Source organism: Halorubrum sp. GN12_10-3_MGM, from assembly GCF_005435235.1.
Lineage (GTDB): Archaea > Halobacteriota > Halobacteria > Halobacteriales > Haloferacaceae > Halorubrum > Halorubrum ezzemoulense.
Genome location: NZ_SGUB01000029.1, coordinates 23,864 through 40,725, shown reverse-complemented (window position 1 = coordinate 40,725; position 16,862 = coordinate 23,864). Strand labels below are relative to the sequence as shown.

General features: G+C 55.8%; 11 protein-coding genes. 4 read left to right on the top strand and 7 right to left on the bottom strand.

Annotated features, from left to right (window positions below; genetic code table 11):
- Positions 1-143: 143 nt before the first annotated feature.
- Positions 144-467 (top strand): hypothetical protein, encoded by a 324-nt coding sequence (locus tag EXE47_RS16045; protein WP_085682831.1) that lies wholly within the window; start codon positions 144-146, stop codon positions 465-467.
- A gap of 681 nt (positions 468-1,148) precedes the next feature.
- On the opposite strand, the gene EXE47_RS16040 is transcribed toward EXE47_RS16045, so the two are convergent.
- The 7 genes from EXE47_RS16040 to sufB form a co-directional block, all read right to left on the bottom strand.
- Positions 1,149-2,585, bottom strand: a complete 1,437-nt coding sequence (locus tag EXE47_RS16040) for an orc1/cdc6 family replication initiation protein (protein ID WP_345775823.1) — start codon at positions 2,583-2,585, stop codon at positions 1,149-1,151.
- A gap of 800 nt (positions 2,586-3,385) precedes the next feature.
- Complete coding sequence (locus EXE47_RS16035; RefSeq protein WP_089309379.1) at positions 3,386-5,020, bottom strand: hydantoinase B/oxoprolinase family protein; 1,635 nt, start codon at positions 5,018-5,020, stop codon at positions 3,386-3,388.
- Positions 5,017-7,008, bottom strand: a complete 1,992-nt coding sequence (locus EXE47_RS16030) for a hydantoinase/oxoprolinase family protein (protein ID WP_137703861.1) — start codon at positions 7,006-7,008, stop codon at positions 5,017-5,019. The genes EXE47_RS16035 and EXE47_RS16030 overlap by 4 nt, the downstream gene beginning before the upstream one ends.
- Before the next feature lie 157 nt (positions 7,009-7,165).
- On the bottom strand, positions 7,166-8,410 hold the full coding sequence (locus EXE47_RS16025; protein ID WP_089309377.1) for an RNA-guided endonuclease TnpB family protein: 1,245 nt from the start codon (positions 8,408-8,410) through the stop codon (positions 7,166-7,168).
- 206 nt (positions 8,411-8,616) lie between these two features.
- Positions 8,617-10,059: a carotenoid oxygenase family protein gene (locus tag EXE47_RS16020; protein WP_089309376.1), complete on the bottom strand. Its 1,443-nt coding sequence runs from the start codon at positions 10,057-10,059 to the stop codon at positions 8,617-8,619.
- A gap of 569 nt (positions 10,060-10,628) precedes the next feature.
- Positions 10,629-12,311 (bottom strand): NAD+ synthase, encoded by a 1,683-nt coding sequence (locus tag EXE47_RS16010; RefSeq protein WP_089309375.1) that lies wholly within the window; start codon positions 12,309-12,311, stop codon positions 10,629-10,631.
- Positions 12,312-13,019: 708 nt separating this feature from the next.
- Complete coding sequence (gene sufB, locus EXE47_RS16000) at positions 13,020-14,450, bottom strand: Fe-S cluster assembly protein SufB (RefSeq protein ID WP_137703862.1); 1,431 nt, start codon at positions 14,448-14,450, stop codon at positions 13,020-13,022.
- Between the two features lie 222 nt (positions 14,451-14,672).
- On the opposite strand from sufB, the gene EXE47_RS18865 reads away from it, so the two are divergent.
- The 3 genes from EXE47_RS18865 (at position 14,673) to EXE47_RS15985 (ending at position 16,861) form a co-directional block, all read left to right on the top strand.
- The gene (locus EXE47_RS18865; RefSeq protein ID WP_158414005.1) at positions 14,673-14,858 is read left to right on the top strand and encodes a hypothetical protein; all 186 of its coding nucleotides are present in this window, start codon (positions 14,673-14,675) and stop codon (positions 14,856-14,858) included.
- A gap of 370 nt (positions 14,859-15,228) precedes the next feature.
- On the top strand, positions 15,229-15,717 hold the full coding sequence (gene nrdR / locus EXE47_RS15990; protein ID WP_089309352.1) for a transcriptional regulator NrdR: 489 nt from the start codon (positions 15,229-15,231) through the stop codon (positions 15,715-15,717).
- Between the two features lie 133 nt (positions 15,718-15,850).
- Positions 15,851-16,861, top strand: coding sequence for a ribonucleotide-diphosphate reductase subunit beta (locus tag EXE47_RS15985; protein WP_089309353.1), 1,011 nt, complete (start codon positions 15,851-15,853; stop codon positions 16,859-16,861).
- Position 16,862: the final 1 nt, after the last annotated feature.

The window sequence follows — 16,862 nt, the reverse complement described above, 5'->3', positions numbered from 1 at the left end:
TATGACTCCTAGCTCGATCAACTGCCGAAACATCCCGCCGAACGCTGGCTGAGCAGAAGGCATATTGCCAGATTAGAACTGTCTGAGTGTAATTATACGGGCTTTCCGCGTTTCTACATAAGAGCGACACGAAGCGACTGACGATGTCTCCCAAGCCACCGACGCCACCGGAAGACCTCCCGACAGAGATCGTTGACACACTCAACAGCTACTCGCCAACGGATCTCCGATACGTCGCACGCTACGCCGAGGCGCTCGCATCGCACAAAGCACGTGGCGCTCAGCCCGACGAGGAGTCAGCTGACGACCAAAATGAAGAGCGACCTGATGATATCCCAGATGACGTCCCCGCCAAAGCGACGATCACGATCAAGGCGATCAATGGTAACCGCTACTACTACTGGCAGTGGCGGGAAGGGGAAAAGATCCGCTCACAATACAAAGGGCCAGTCGACGCGGACGAGTAGCTTCTGACAAGTATACTGGGCAGCGTGTCATAGAATACGTCTCACGCCCTCTACCTGAGGATTATACAGCCCTAAATTCACTCCTAAGACCGTGATTCCTCCATTCAACGGTTCTGTTCAATCTCTAGACTGCAAATTATACCCATCGAGAACTATTGTATGACAGGCTCATACTGGGACTTAGGTCAGTAGAGCCGTCCATGCTCTCCGGACAAATTCCTCGATAATCTGGTGTTTTAGCCCTTCAAAAACGAGATCACACATCGATAGAGGGGTGTATACTCGATTTAATGGGAAGTTACTTAATAGGGTCAACAGGTGAGACGCATATCTTCTGTGGTTTGATAACAGACACACCGAACACATCGATAGAGGGGTGTGTGCTCAGGCTAACGGAAAACAGTATTTAATCTGTAGATTGAGTCGAAATAAAATCCAGGTTGTATCGTGGTAGCAGGCTGTTTTGAACACATCGATAGAGGGGTGTGTACGTGAACTAACGGGATATCATGAGCAAGGGGCCTAAGACTAGCGTACAGAATGACAATTGTTTCTTGATACAACCCTAGGGAACACATCGATAGAGGGGTGTATACGCAAACTAATGGACACAGTATCAGGTCTACTCGATCCTGAATGGATCTGGAGGGCGACGAACGGTGATCTTAGTGAGAGTCACCCCTACGTCTGGTTGCGAATTTGAGCTTCAACGACGGAGTTGACCTCATCTTCGGAGACCGCCTCAATGCGCGAATCCTCTCGAAGTGTTTCCAGAATTGTTTCTGGTCGCTCTCCGAACTGGAACTCAAGGAACATTCCAGAGCTCGGGCCGTGGCTCCGACGTTCGAAGTCGACCAGCGAATAGGTTGTGAGCTCTTTCATTTTATTGACGTACGTTTCTTGGTGGTACTGATCAGCGTCGATGGCGTCAGTCAGGTACTGGTACACACGGTAGCCGGTCGTGCTTCGAGCAGACCCGCTATCGGTTTTGGAGGCGACGGCTGCGGTTGCGTATAAGCAGAGCTTCTTTTGTGTACTAATACCACGGACAACCTCAAGCACCCGATTCTTTTCGACTTTGGCTTGTGCGGTACGGACGTGTTTTTCTCGAACGCGAGTGTCACCTTCCCGTTCAGCTAATTCACCGGCAACACGCATGAGATCAATCGCCTTCCTGGCGTCACCATGAGTTTGTGCGGCGAATGCCGCCGCAAGTGGGATGACAGCCTCGTCGACGACATCTTCGTGGAAGGCATCTTGCCTGCGTCGAAGAATCGATTGAAGTTGATCGGCATCGTAATCGTCGAAATGGACATCTTCGGGAGTAAACGAGCTAACTGCGCGACTCCCAACAGATTCCATCATCTTCGTGTCGTTCGAGATCGCAACGACCGAGATATACGCGTTTAGGTCGTCGTTCGTCCCAGCCCGAGAGAGCTGATATAGTAGTCGCGAGAACGCGGGCTCTTGTTTGTCCCGTCGTCCAACGAGCATGTCCAGTTCATCGAGGACAAATACGACGGAGTCGAAATGCTCGTTAACGATACGGTAGAGTTCGTCCCATTTCTCCTTCGTCGCGACGCCGTGTTTAGGAACCTCGACAGCAACCCCCGCTTCATCGGCAGCCTGTTGGACGAGCTCATACACGGCGATACCCAGCGTATCCAGATCTTGGCAGTTCACTTCGATTGTGCCGAACTGGATATCTCGGCTTTTACAGATCCGGCTGATGTTATGGCAAACGGCCTTTGTGATCAGCGACTTGCCCGTTCCGGACGGGCCGTAGAGGAACAAATTTGGCGGTCGGTTGTCTCCAAGCGCAACACGGAGCATTTTGGTGACCTCCTGGAGTTGCTCGTCGCGACCCACAATGCGGTCCTCTTCGACGACGTAGTTAGGATCAAGTAGCGCTCGTTCTCGAATTAGCCCCTTCTGGTCATCAAACTCGAGAAGCATATCCTCGATCGACTGGGAGGGCTCCTCAGAATCAGAATCGCCCTTGGACTGTGAATCACCAGTTGTGACGTGAGACGTATTCGACAGCTCTGCTTGAGCCGTTGTCTCATCCTCCGGCGATCCCGACTTCTCTAAAGGATCATCGGAGTCGTCAATACCCATACGCACACTGATACCGCCCTGTATGAAAAAGGTTCCCCACCTCTATCGAAGTGTAATTAGACGTTTGAAACCGCACAATACCGTATTAATCGCGTGAGAACAGTGATAACGGGGTAACTACCAGTAGCCGGTGACGATGTGTTCACGATCGCACGCTCGAAGACACACACCCCTCTATCGATGTGTTCGATGTCTTCGCAGGGTGGGGTGATTTGCTGGCTGGTTCAACTGGCGTATTCGAGGTAGTCACGTCTTGTTCGTCTAAATCGAACGAACCGTGCTCTCGTATGTTCTGAACGATTCGTTCTATTCTCCTCATTCTCTCTTCTTCTCTTCTTCAACTAACACAAACACACACACCCCTCTATCGATGTGTTCGATGTGTTCTGACAGCATGTATTCTGTGGCTTTCACAACGACAGCTCTGTGCCGCTAGCTCCCTTACAATACCCGACGTATAACAGTTCAAGACGCCGATTTTGGGCTCTATCGACAATTACAGCTCAGATCTCACTAGTATCGCCTCGACGACGAGTGAGCGGAACACATCGATAGAGGGGTGTGTCTCTTTCGCCTCAAAGTGACGCCTGTTGTATGAGAATTTTACTCTAACCGTGATTCAACTTCTAGCTTATCTAACAGCACCGAACGTCGAGAACACATCGATAGAGGGGTGTGTAGTCCGCAACGTGCTAGCTGCTACACTCACATCTGGTGTTGTAATTTCATGAAGCCGCCGCGGCCGGTGATGTATTGCTCGACCGCGGGCCAGGACAGTTCTTCGAGTTTGTGTGTGTCAGTCATTGATCCTCGTGGTTGTCGCTCACTTTCTCGTCGAGGCGGTCGGCTTTGCGGTCGTCGGCTGTCCGTTTGCTAGGATTACCGTATCCGCCGCCGCCAGGAGTCCGGACTGTGATGGTTGTACCTGCCTCTACCTCTCGAGTAGTTTTGGCGGGTAACGGCTCACCATTAGCGAGGTTCTCACCCGCTGCCCCGGGCTCGCCGCCCGCAGCGCCCTGTGGACGACGACGACGGCGCTCAGTCAGCAATGAGACTACTGCCTCGGTCTCGATGGTTACTGACCGAACCAGTCCCAAGCCGCCGCGGTACTGCCCGTCGCCGCCACTACCCTCACGGAACCCGTATTGTTCGACTGTGAAGGGATACTCAGCTTCTAGTACCTCAATTGGTGTGTTTAGCGTGTTAGTCATCCCAACTTGGACGCCGTCCATCCCGTCTTTGTTGGGTCGTGCGCCGAATCCACCGCCGATAGTCTCGTAGTATGTGAACCCTCCACGATCGCGGTTCCCAATAATAACGTTGTTCATGGTCCCCTGCGATGCTGCTGGCACACGTTCAGGGGCAGCCTCGGCGAACGCCGCGAACACCACGTCGGTGAGTCGTTGGCTGGTTTCAACATTGCCCCCAACGACCGACGCCGGTGGTGTCGGATTCACGACCGTTCCCTGTGGAGCGGTAACAGTGATGTCGGCGTAACTCCCATAATTCGGGGGAATCTCGGGGTCAGTGATACACCGAACTACAAAGTACACCGCGCTCTTCGCCACCGACAGCGGTGCGTTCATGTTGCCGGCACACTGGTCGGCGGTCCCTGTGAAGTCAACTTCGACTGTGGCCCCATCGACGGTGATGGACACCCTAATCGGTATCTCTGCGTCGCTCACGCCGTCGCCCTCAAGCACATCATGGGCCTCATAAGTTCCATCGGGGAAAGCAGTCAACTCATCTGTCATCCGGGCCTGAGAATAGTTGATAACCGCGCCGAATGCCTGGTTGACTTGGTCGCGTCCGTGCTCGTCGATAAGCGAGCGCAATCGGTCTTCAGCACGATCGTGGGCCGCAAGCTGTGCGCGAAGGTCTGCTCGCCGTTCGGTCCTGTTACGTACGTTCGCTAAAATCATCGCCAGCAGATCCTCGTTCAGCTCGCCTCCGGAGCGGAGCTTGACCGCGGGGAGGCGTAACCCCTCTTGGTAAATATCAGTAGCGCCGGCGGGCATGCTCCCGGGAGTCATCCCACCCATGTCCGCGTGATGCGCCCGTGTTACGGCGTAGCCGATGACATCTGATTCTGTTGCGATTGGTGAGACAATCGTCACGTCCGGGAGATGGGTCCCTCCCTCGAACGGGTCGTTCAGGATGTACGCATCACCCGGCTCGGGATCCTTTGCGGTCACGGCGGCAACGGCGTCCGGCATCGCGCCGAGATGAACCGGAATGTGCTCTGCTTGTGCGACCATCCGGCCGTCAGCATCGAACAGCGCAGTAGAGCAATCTTGCCGTTCCTTGATGTTCGGCGAGTAGGCACTTTGTATAAGTACCTTCCCCATCTCCTCAGCAATGCTCTCAAGTTTATTTCGAAACACCTCAAGCGTCACTGAGTCGATACTTTCGGCTGTCGAGTCGTCAACCGTCATCGTTGTACCTCCGTGAGTGCGAGCGAGCCGTTCTTTTGTACAGTTGCCTCCCACTCGGGAGGAACAACAGTCGTGCTTTCGTCTTGTTCGAGCACGGCTGGGCCGTCGATTGTGGTCCCGCTCGTCGTTGGTCGACGGTAGACAGGAGTTGTGTACTCCGTACCGTTGAACACGGCAGTATGCTCTGCCACTTTCTCGAAGGTTTCTTCTGTGAGCTCAGTCGCAGAAGCGCTCCGTGGGATCGTCGCGGTGACTCGGAGATTTACCACTTCAACTGGTTCCTCGGCCGTATAGCCGTACACTCTCTTGTGGGCCGTCTCAAATGCGGTCCGAAGTACGTCAGTCTCGATAGGCTGCTCCACGTCGACCTCAAGTTCGAAGCTTTGCCCCCGGTAGCGGAGGTCAGCTGAACACTGAAGCGATATGTCACCTGCGCTGCGGTCGGACGGTAGTTCGGCCGTAAGTTGCTCGTACACCGTCTTAAGTTCTGTTCCCATTGTTTCCGACAGAGGCGTTTGATACGTTCGGACAGCGTCGTACGTCTCGTCGGCGTCGAGCAGACCGTACGCCGATAGCACGCCGCAAACGTGAGGAACAACGACGGTTCCGATGTCAAGATCATTCGCGAGCGCCGCGGCGTGTACAGGACCTGCACCGCCGAATGCGGCGAGACCGAACTCGCGGGGATCGTGTCCTCGTTCTACAGTGACTGAGCGGATCGCTCGAGTCATATTGGTGTTCGCAACGCGGAACACGCCTTCTGCGGCCTCTCGTGCGGAGTCGAGATCAGCTTCGTCCGCCAGTCGTTCAAGCGAATCAATAGCGGCATCCACGTCGAGCTTGAGTTCCCCGCCTAGTTGCGTCTCCTCGCTGAGATAGCCCAGCACGAGGTTTGCGTCCGTCACCGTTGGCTCTTTGCCCCCATGACCGTAGCAGGCAGGCCCTGGCTTCGAGCCTGCTGACCGAGGTCCTACGCGGAGTGCGCCACCAGCGTCGACCCACGCGATGCTCCCACCGCCAGCTCCAACAGTCGTCACATCAACCATCGGAACGCGGATTGGGTGGCCATCGATCTCACTTTCTGTGGTCCGCTCCACGCTGCCATCTCGAATGAGGCTCACGTCGCTCGACGTACCGCCCATATCGAATGTAACGAATCCCTCAAATTCGTCTTCTCCTACCGTTGTCCCATTTGCTCCAACGACGCCCGCCGCGGGACCAGATAGTACAGTTTGAACGGCGTGGGTACGAATCTCACTTGCCTCGGCGATTCCACCGTTGGACTGCATGATTCGGGGCTGAGGCAGCCCCAGATCGCTAGCACGCTCCGCTAACTGTCCGATGTAGGAGTCGATCACCGGCGTAACGTACGCGTCAACGGCTGCTGTTGATGTCCGCTCGTACTCGCGGAACTCGTTGAGAACCTCATGAGAGGCCGACACCGAGACATCGAGTGCCTCCCGAAGCCGCTTGGCTACGAGCTGTTCGTTGCTCGGATCAACGTATGCGTGAAGGAAAGAGACAACGATGCTCTCGACATTCCGCTCGCGTATTTGCTCTATAAGATCATCGATCACGTCCGCGTCGGGCACCGTTCGATCGCCCTCTATCGTTGTCCGCTCTGGAAGCTCGAACCGGTTCCGACGCTGTATCAGTGGTGTCGGCTTCTCAGCGTCAAGATCGTAGAGATCTGGACGCGTCTGCCGACCCACTTCCAGTACGTCACGGAAACCGTCCGTGGTCACGAGTGCCGTTTCGGCGCCGTCAGCTTCGAGCAGGGCATTGGTCGATACCGTCATCGCATGTGAGAAATCGGTGATCTCGGACGGGTCAATTCCTGCGTCCTTACAGGCCTGCTGGATCCCACGGATGACACCCTCGCTCTGGTCTGTCGTCGAGGGAACCTTTGTCGTTGTGAGCGTGCCCTCTGCGATGAGTACCACGTCGGTAAACGTACCGCCGACATCAACGCCGACGGCCGTCGTCATTGTTCCTCGCTCGACCGAGCACCGCCCCATCGATTTATGCCAACCATTGAGCGTCTGTCGGCCCGTGTGCCGTGCTTCATTGATATGTTGTACCAAGGATCTCTCCTAGAAAAGAGTAATTAAGATGGGAGCATACTCTGTGTAAGCTAACCCACGGCTAAAGCCGTGGGCTTTCAGCGTGGACTCCCGCTCTGGCCGACATTTCGGCAGGAGGGTCATACTCTCCATTCGCGTTCAGCGTCCCGCTGTTCAACCGCACGCCTACGGGTGCGCCTCCACCAGAGCCAGTTTGGTTCCGGCGGAGATACCGCAAGCCGATGTTCTTGGCGGCGTTGTAGTCGGCGTGGTTCTCGTACCCGCATTTCAGGCACTCGAACTCTTCGCCGTTACGGTTGTCGGGGTGCGTGAACCCACACGTCGAACACCGCCGTGACGTGTTCTTCGGGTCAATCTGCTCCACGTTGATGCCGTACTCGGCTGCTTTGTACTCGACGTACTCGAACAGGCGGTTGAATGCCCACTTGTGGCCCCACGACGCACCAGTGCGCTCACGGATGTCGGTCAAGTCCTCAAACGCTATCACCGAACAGCTGTACTCGCGGGCTTCAGCTACCAACTCGTTCGAGATGCGGTGGAGCGTGATTTTGAACCGACCTTCCTCTTTCCGACCGACCGATTGGATGTTCTCATGCGCCCACCGCGTGCCGTGTTCCTGTAAGTCACCACGCCGTTGCTCGTATTCGCGCCGCCAGTGGTCGAACTCGTCACCCGTCCAGAACGTGCCAGTCGAGGCAACTACAAGACTGTTCACGCCGAGGTCAACCCCGAGAACCGTTCCGTTCTCGGTGGCTGTCTGCTCCGCCGTGTCAGACTCCACTTCCATCTTGCAGTGGATGTGAAGCATCCAGTCGCTGTCCCGGTAGTGTAACTCCGCCCCTGTCGTCTCGTACTCATCTGAGAAGAGGTATTCCGCGTGGGGCGTGTCCTGTTCGTCGTCAGGAAGCACGTAGTCGGCTTCAATCCGTCCGTCTGTGGTGGCGAGGCTGACGTACTCGTCGTGGAAGGTGGCGGTGCGGTGGTCGTAGACGACGTGTGGACTGGTGAAGTGCGGCATCGACGCCTTCTTCCCCTGTTTCCACTTCTTGACCACGCCCTTACAGGCGTCAGCGGCCTTGTTCCGGGCGGCTTGGACGTGGTTGCTGTGTAACGCCGTCTCGTCGCGCACGTCTTCGTAGGTGTCGTCGTGGAGCGTAGTTTTGCTCGTGGTGACGTATTCGCCTTCGAAGGCGTGGCGAGTTACGTAGTTAGCGGCCCACAGGAACTCGTCGACGGTGTCTTCGATGAGTGCGGCGTCGTCACTATCCACGGCGAGTTTCACCGGAACAGTGCGCCGCTTCTCCATACATCATACGTACTGCCAATAATTCAAAACTATTGGGGAGTCGGCCCTGTCGTAGTCGGTGGATTGTTGCACGGAGCGTACGCGCTTCCTCCCACCCCTGAAGGGGTGGGTTTCCGCGCTGTTTCCGCTATGATTCGGCCAGAGCGGGAGTCCACGCTGAAAGCCCACGACTTTAGTCGTGGGTTAGCTTACTTTGATCCGACACCTCACGCCATACTCCGTCCGGGAGCCACGGGGCCGTAGAATTGCCCGTGGAATCCGAACGGGAGACGATGCGGGAGCTCGGCTCGGCCGAGTTCCCCGAGCGTCTCGGCGTTGAGACAGACCAACCGGGAGCGGTCTGCCTCGGGATCTAATACGACCGAGAGCAGCACCCCGTCGTCCTCGTTTTCTGCCTCAGGCGCGGGGACGAACAGCGGTTCGCCTGGATGAGTACCTGACTCGCGCCAGCGGTGGGCCGTGCCGGTGTCGACGTCCACCTTCGTGATATCTGTCGGTAGACTTGACGCTCCGTCAGTTTCGGCGAGGTAGACGTATCGGTGGGGTGTACCGTTAACCGCTCGGTAGTTGATCACTGGGAATTCAACTGGACCACGGTGGAGTGGCTCTCGAGTTGCCTCACCGCCGGACAACGGTACCGTGTACCGACACAGGTCGCCTCGTGGAAGGTCCGGATCGTCGCTCCGGAGGTTTGACAATGCGAGTCCGGTCACTGCTCGATCATCGTCGAACGCAACTACATCGACGACGAGCTCGCCATCACGCTCGAACGCGTTCGCGTGGTGATAGATGAACGCCGGTGACGCCGACGCGGTTGCCACGTGTTCACCGGTCGAGCGATCGAGGATGACGAAGCGGAGGGGCGTCGACAGTGGCTGAAACGCGTCAAGGAACGTCTCCTTCGTTACGGTACCTTTGAGGAGCTGCGTGGTATCCAGCCCGTACGCGTTTACCGTCACGACGACGTGCTGGCCGGTCACAGCGAAGGAATGAATGTACGGTGCCTCATCGAACTGAAGCCGACTCAGTGGGGTCGGCGTCCCACCGTCTCTCGGCCGCTTGAACACCGTATACACCGTGTTGCGACCATACGACACCCCCAGATTGATGAACTCTTCCGCGACAGGGTCGTAGTGAACATGAGCGAGAGTCAAATCGCAGTCCAATCCAGCCGTGAGATCGATTCGCCCCGTCGTTTCGAGCGTGTCAGGGTCGAACGTCAGTGCTGTCGGTGACTCAGTAACCGCCGCGAATTCGTCGCCGAACCGCTGGATACCGATGACTGGGTTGTCCGGAAATGTCCCATCGAGAACTTGACGCAGTCGTGTCCAGACCGATCGATCGGGAGGTGTTCCTGGGAACGGGGTTCGGACGCCGCCATGATCCTGTGCGAATGCGTAATCCCGGCTCTGGACAAATTTGTTCGCGTACCTAACCTCACCGTTGTCAATCCGAAAGCGCCGGAGCATGGCGAACGGGTCGAACCAGTGTCGCAGCCCTGTGTCGCCGGCCTCGAACTGTCCCGGCCCGTTCCCGATGAGATCCCCAGAGAGCCAGTCTGGAAACTCTCCGGTAGTGGGTAACTGTTTGTCCTCAATCTCTTCACGCTGCGTGCGGAAACCGGCGCGATAATCTCTGTGTTCGCTCATACGACCCATTGGAACTGATGTGGCCTATTATCATCGGTAGTTGTGTAGCTCAACCGTGGCGCTGCGAGCAGCATCTCATATCTAATGCGAATCTACTAACTGCCTAAATTTAAACGAACCCTCATAACAAACAGAACCACGATATGCTAGCTTCGCGTTGGTTGAAATCAAGCTAGATATCTCTCACTTATGCCAATAGATAGCCAACGTACACTTGACAGTCTACATACTATATGTCGTTTGTTCGCATGTAGGCCTCAGGAGTCAACACTGTAGCTAGCAATAAAAATGAAATCGTCGGAATGGTCTCTGCGACAGATCTCACGGCGCAGCTAACATACGTGGGTAGCAGTGGAACTGACTGATTGGATGAACTTGCTGTCGTTCGCCGTCTGACTACTAGCTCCGTGTATCTAAGACTATTATCTAAGATACAAAACTAAGACCTTTACCTGAGACTTGTGCCTACGCTTCCTACTGGAATTCTAACTCAACGGCTGCTGCGACGCTCTCCAGCAACGTCATCCGAAACTTGGCCCGGTTATTTGAAGCGGCCAGCTCACGAAGTCTCAATGGTCATCGAGTAGACAATCGTACGCTGCGGCAATTGGATAGTTCCATCCACGCCCGAGTGCCTTCTGTGTGATACGAAGTGGCGGTGGAGTTTGCCGTCGTTTGAATTCGGCGTGTGTAGTCCGTCTAAGTGCTTCGTCAACAACGTGGTCGGGATATTCCTCTCGTATCGAACTGATGGTTTCGCCTTCCTCGATATACTGTTCAAGAATAGGATCCAGTACCTCATACGCTGGGATTTCCTCTTCGTCGGCCTGCCCGGAACGAAGCTCTGCGCTCGGCTCTTTCTCAATTACAGACGTTGGAATCACAGGCGATGATCCTGCTGAGGAAAGTGTCTCGTTGAACACACCAGCTAACTCGTAGACCAGCTGTTTGTAACAATCACCGAGTGGAGCAAGCGCGCCTACGGCGTCGCCGTACAGCGTACAGTAGCCGACTGCGGCTTCGCTCTTATTATCTGGGGTGAGCACGAGCGCATTACGCTGGTTCGCTATTCCCATGAGGATAGACCCACGGATTCGCGCTTGGATGTTCTCAGCAGCAACACCAGTGAGCGATGCGTTGTTCGCATCAAGCGTCTGGGAGATGTCCTCCACTGCCGATCCGATAGGGATCACATCGAACTCGATGCCTAAGTTTGCCGCTACCGTCTGAGCGTCGGCGATGCTCTGTTGGCTTGTGACCTCACTTGGGAGAGACACGGCATAGACGTTCTCTGCGTCGAGTGCCGCTACTGCGAGCGCGGCCGCGACTGCGGAATCAATCCCACCTGATAACCCAACTACGGCTTCCTCAAACCCGGTTTTTTCGAAGTAATCCCCTACGCCGAGCGTGAGTGCTTTGCGGGCCTGCGTAGCGCGGGTTTCAGTATTACCTGTCGGAACTGTTGCGTCTCCGCCGACCGAAACGTCCACGACAGTAGTGCTAGACTCGAATCCTGTCAACTGCTCGTGGACCGCTCCATCAACAGCGACCAATGAGTGTCCGTCGAAGATCAACTCGTCATTCCCACCGACTTGATTAACAAACACAACCGGACAGTCTGTCTCAGCAGCATGCGTTGCGAACCGGTGTTCACGTCGAGACGGTTTCTCGAGACTGAATGGGCTCGCAGAAAGCGTAATAATAAGATCCGCTCCGCTCGCAGCTGTGTCCTGTAGCGGACTCTCGTCGTGGCGGCGTGTCCCGGTTACGACGGCATCCTGCCACGCGTCTTCACAGATCGTGAGTCCAATGGCGGTGTCCGCGATATCTACGACTACTGGGTCGGTCCCGGGCTGGAAGTACCGATGCTCATCGAAGACATCGTATGTCGGCAGTAACCGCTTGTGGTACGTTTCACTCTTCTTTCCATCGCGGAGCACGATTGCGGCATTGTGGATCGGCGCACCGCTGTCACGCTCGGTTCTGACCGCAGCGCCGACGATTAACGGTGGCCCGTCAGTGGTTTCTAAAGCCAGATCATTGAGAGCTGCTTCTTGAGCATCAAGTATCTCTGCTCGGTGGAGTAAATCACGCGGTGGATACCCAACTATCGAGAGTTCAGGTGTGACAACGAGATCAGGCTCAGTATCCGCCAGCTGCCTGTACTCCTTGGTGATCTTACCGAGGTTCCCGTCTACATCACCGATTACAGGGTTGTGTTGTATGACTCCTACTTTGAGCTGCTCTTTCATCTCTATAACAATATGTTGGGCGCACGGTAATAAAAACAGATCTAATATGAGTAACCGATCATTTCCGTTTGATCAATGAACGGGGGTCTGTCGGAGCAATTTCAGATTCGAGTTCACCAAGCGACATCACCTCTCGCGACCGAGACAGGACAGACATGACCGACCGTGTGTCCGGCCTGTACCGTTCCTCATATGCTTTGAGCTGGCGTGGAATCACTGAGCCTGATCCCGTGCGCGGTAACTCTCGTAGCGACGGCAGCCGGGACTGACCACACTGTATCGGTTGGCACCGCCATCCCATCGATCGCAAGACAGACCAGTTCTCCCCGGCCGCGACGCGCCGCAACGACAAACTCAAATCGACGAGAGCGGGCGTCGACCGCCGTCACGTGGATTGTCGAGAGACTATTGGCACTCTCCCACGTTGTCGTGTCGACGACGCTGAGTTCGCCTGCTGGTGTTACGACTGACGAGCCACAGGCCGGACAGGACCCCTCATGCGGTGTCGTTCCAAGATACCCATAGTCAGTGTCACATGCGAAGCAGTGTTCCATCGTTCGTTATGAGCGACGGGATAACACTGTCTCTGCGATGTTTGCCTTATTAGAACACGCCGGGCAGGCAACTACGTCACCGCCGTCCAACCCGAACACGGTCACAAACTGTTGTGAGACGTGTGCTCCGCAGTGTGCGCACTCCGGCATTAGATCACCCTAGCGAGCCCTCCATCTCGAGTTCGACGAGGCGGTTCAGCTCGACGGCGTACTCGATCGGCAGTTCCTCCGTGATCGGCTCGATGAACCCGGAGACGATCATCTGTTTGGCGTCGTCGTCGTCGAGCCCGCGCGACTGGAGGTAGAAGATGTCCTCGTCGCCGATCTTCCCGACGGTTGCTTCGTGAGCGACGTCGACTTTCGACTCGTTGATCTCCATGTACGGCATCGTGTCAGACGTCGACTCGTTGTCGAACATCAGCGCGTCGCACTCGACGGCCGTCGAGGAGTTTTCGGCGCCGTCCGCGATGTGGACGAGCCCGCGGTAGTTGGTGCGGCCGCCGTCCTTCGCGATCGACTTCGACTCGACGGTCGACTTGGTCTCGGGCGCGTTGTGGTACACCTTCGCGCCGGTGTCGATGTCCTGGCCCTCGCCCGCGAAGGCGATGGTGATGTGGTTGTCGGAGGCACCGCGGCCCTTCAGGATCGTCGAGGGGTACAGCATCGTCGCCTTCGAGCCCATCGAGCCGGAGATCCACTCCATGCGCCCGCCATTCTCGGCGATGGCGCGCTTCGTGTTGAGGTTGTACGTGTTCTTCGACCAGTTCTGGACGGTCGAGTACTGGACGTGGGCGTCCTCGTCGACGAAGACTTCGACACCGCCACAGTGGAGATTGAACTTCGAGTACTTCGGGGCCGAACAGCCCTCGATGTAGTGGACCTCGGCACCCTCCTCGGCGATGATGAGCGTGTGCTCGAACTGGCCCATCCCCTCGGAGTTCATCCGGAAGTACGCCTGGACCGGCATGTCTACCGTGGTGTTTTCGGGGATGTAGACGAACGAGCCGCCCGACCAGATGGCGCCGTGAAGCGCCGCGAACTTGTTGTCGCTCGGGGGGACGCACTTCGTCATGAAGTGCTCGCGGACGAGTTCTTCGTGTTCTTGGACAGCCTCGTCCATGTTACAGAAGATGACGCCCTTCTCTTCCCACCGCTCCTGCATGTTCTGGTAGACGACCTCCGACTCGTACTGCGCGCCGACGCCCGAGAGCGCGTTCTTCTCCGCCTCCGGGATGCCCAACTTGTCGAAGGTATCTTTGATGTCATCAGGGAGCTCGGTCCAGTCGTCGACGCCCGCCCGCACGTCGACGTCCGGCCGAATGTAGGGGACGATCTCGTCGACATCGACCTCGCTCAGGTCCGGCTGGCCGGGCCAGTCGGTCGGCATCGGCATCTCTTGGAACTGTTCGAGGGCCCGCAGGCGGCGCTCCAGCATCCACTCCGGCTCGTCTTTGTCCTCCGAGATGACGCGCACCGTCTCCTCGGTAAGGCCCTTTTCGCTTTTGAAAGCGGACTTCTCCTCTTTCTTGAATTCGAAGCGGGCCTCGGTATTTGTCTCTTTGAGATCGTCTTGTTTTGAACTCATCAAAGTAATCTTTAGACACCACGAACATAAGCGTGGTGCGCTTAGACACTCTTTTGTAACTTAAAATGGTTTCTTTAACGAAAGAGAACAACCTTGCGAGATTTAATTTGGTTTCTCTATCTGGCAGAATTTAACATGTGGCGAGAGAGATATCCTGTACAGTCTCAACCACGGTCACTCGTTAGCGAGAACGACTTGGCAGCACTGAATAGCCGCCTCAATATGGCGATCGGCAACCAAATCATCTGTTTCGTCAGCCGACTCAAGCAGTGTGGCAACCTGACGAACCCGCTTTTGCCTGGTTTGCGTGTCAAGACCGTCACTGGCAGCGTCGCGGGCGACGGCTTCAGCTTCCCCGAGCCATCGGTTCGTTGCTGGCGGCACTGGGCGGTCTGCGGTCGCAGTTAGGTGTGTCGCCAGTGCGTCGACCGCGGCCCGTGGCTCGGTCGGGATTTCTATTTCGTCAGTCATCGTTAGCGTATTGGCACCCACAGTCAAGAATTGTGGCCATAACTACCCTCCAAATGTTTGAGCACGACCGTTGCTAGCCCACAGCGGGGTACAATTGTCTTCGAAAAAATCGCTGTAGCGCAGTTGAACCTGGTGTGCTCAATGCATCTGAGCCCAATCACCCACGCCCGGCAATCAAACTGAATTGTACTATTCCAATTCTATTGGGTAAGGTTTATGTGACAGCCCTCACCACCAGATGTTGCGGTCAAAATCGAGAGGCACCACATATGGGGTTAAGACCATGGAGGATTAAGCAGTGACAACTATGAACTGCCCGGACTGCGGGAACGAGCGAACACGCGTCATCGATACAGGGGCCAGTACCGACGGAACCTCCGTCCGACGACGCCGCGAGTGTCAACGCTGTTCGTTCCGCTTTACGACCTACGAACGTCCGGAGTGGGAATCCCTCCAAGTGAAAAAACGCGACGGAACCATCGAACCGTTTGACCGACAGAAACTCCGCGCAGGGATCGAGCGAGCCGTTGAGAAGCGAGATGTGACGGAGACAACAGTGACTACTCTCGTTGACGATATCGAGAGCGAACTACAAGATCAAGAGGCACGGATCGTCTCTTCGAGTCTCATCGGCGAACTCGTCTCCGAGAACCTCCGCACGCTCGATAAGATAGCTTACATTCGGTTTGTCTCCGTTTACAAAGCATTCTCTGAGCCGCAGGAATTCTTGAGAGAACTTGATGCGGTCCTGGATGCAGAACTTGATGACTTCGACGCCTCGGACGGTTCACTATGATACAACCATACGCAGATCAAACGAATGCTCGGTCAATCCCTGACCGGACGAGCATGGCCCAGGTCCAGACGCACAGAGAACGACGGCAACAGAAACCACCCAACAGAGAACGATTCCTCCAGAGTACGTACCAATGACTGAAAGCAAAACCACAGGCGGAGAGTCAGAGACTGACATCTTCTCCGAACGAACGCAGCTCAAACCGTACGAATACCCCGACGTTCTTGAGTACAAAGACGCGATACGGAACAGCTACTGGGTTCACACGGAGTTCAATTTCTCAGGAGACGTCCAAGACTTCAAAGTCAACACGACTTCTGCCGAGAAGGCCGTTATCAAGCGGACAATGCTGGCCATCGCGCAGATTGAGGTCCAGGTCAAGACATTCTGGGCAGACATCTACGACGAGATGCCCAAAGCAGAGGTCGGGAACGTCGGCATGACCTTCGCAGAGAGTGAAGTCAGACACATGGACGCGTACAGTCACCTCCTCGACATCCTGGGGATTGCGGAAGACTTCGAGGAGGTGACCGACGTCCCCGCAATCGAGGAGCGGATTGACTACCTCGACGAGTATCTTGAGAAGAGCGAGAGCGACGACACACAGGAGTACGTGATGAGTCTCCTCCTGTTCTCTACATTCGTTGAACACGTCTCGCTGTTCTCGCAGTTCCTCATCATGACGAGCTTCGACAAACACGAAAAGAAGTTCAAGGGGATCGCAAACGCCGTCGAGGCGACCAGCAAGGAAGAGCAGATTCACGGGCTATTCGGTGTCGAACTCGTGGAGACGATTCGCGAGGAGAATCCGGACCTCTTCGACGAAGACTTCGAAAAAGAGGTCCAAGCCGCCTGTCAGCAGGCGTTCGAGGCTGAGATGAAGATACTAGACTGGATCTTCGGTGAGGGTGAACTGGAGTTCCTTCCCCGGGCGCACGTCGACGCATTCCTCCGGGATCGGTTCAATCAGAGCCTCGAGAACGTCGGTGTCGAGCCGATATTCGACCCGGACGATGACCTGCTCGAGGAGACCCGGTGGTTCGATGAGGACATCATGATGACGAAAGATAACGACTTCTTCAGCAAGCGGTCGACCACGTACAACAAGCACTCGCAGAGCGTTACCGCAGAGGACATGTTCTAAC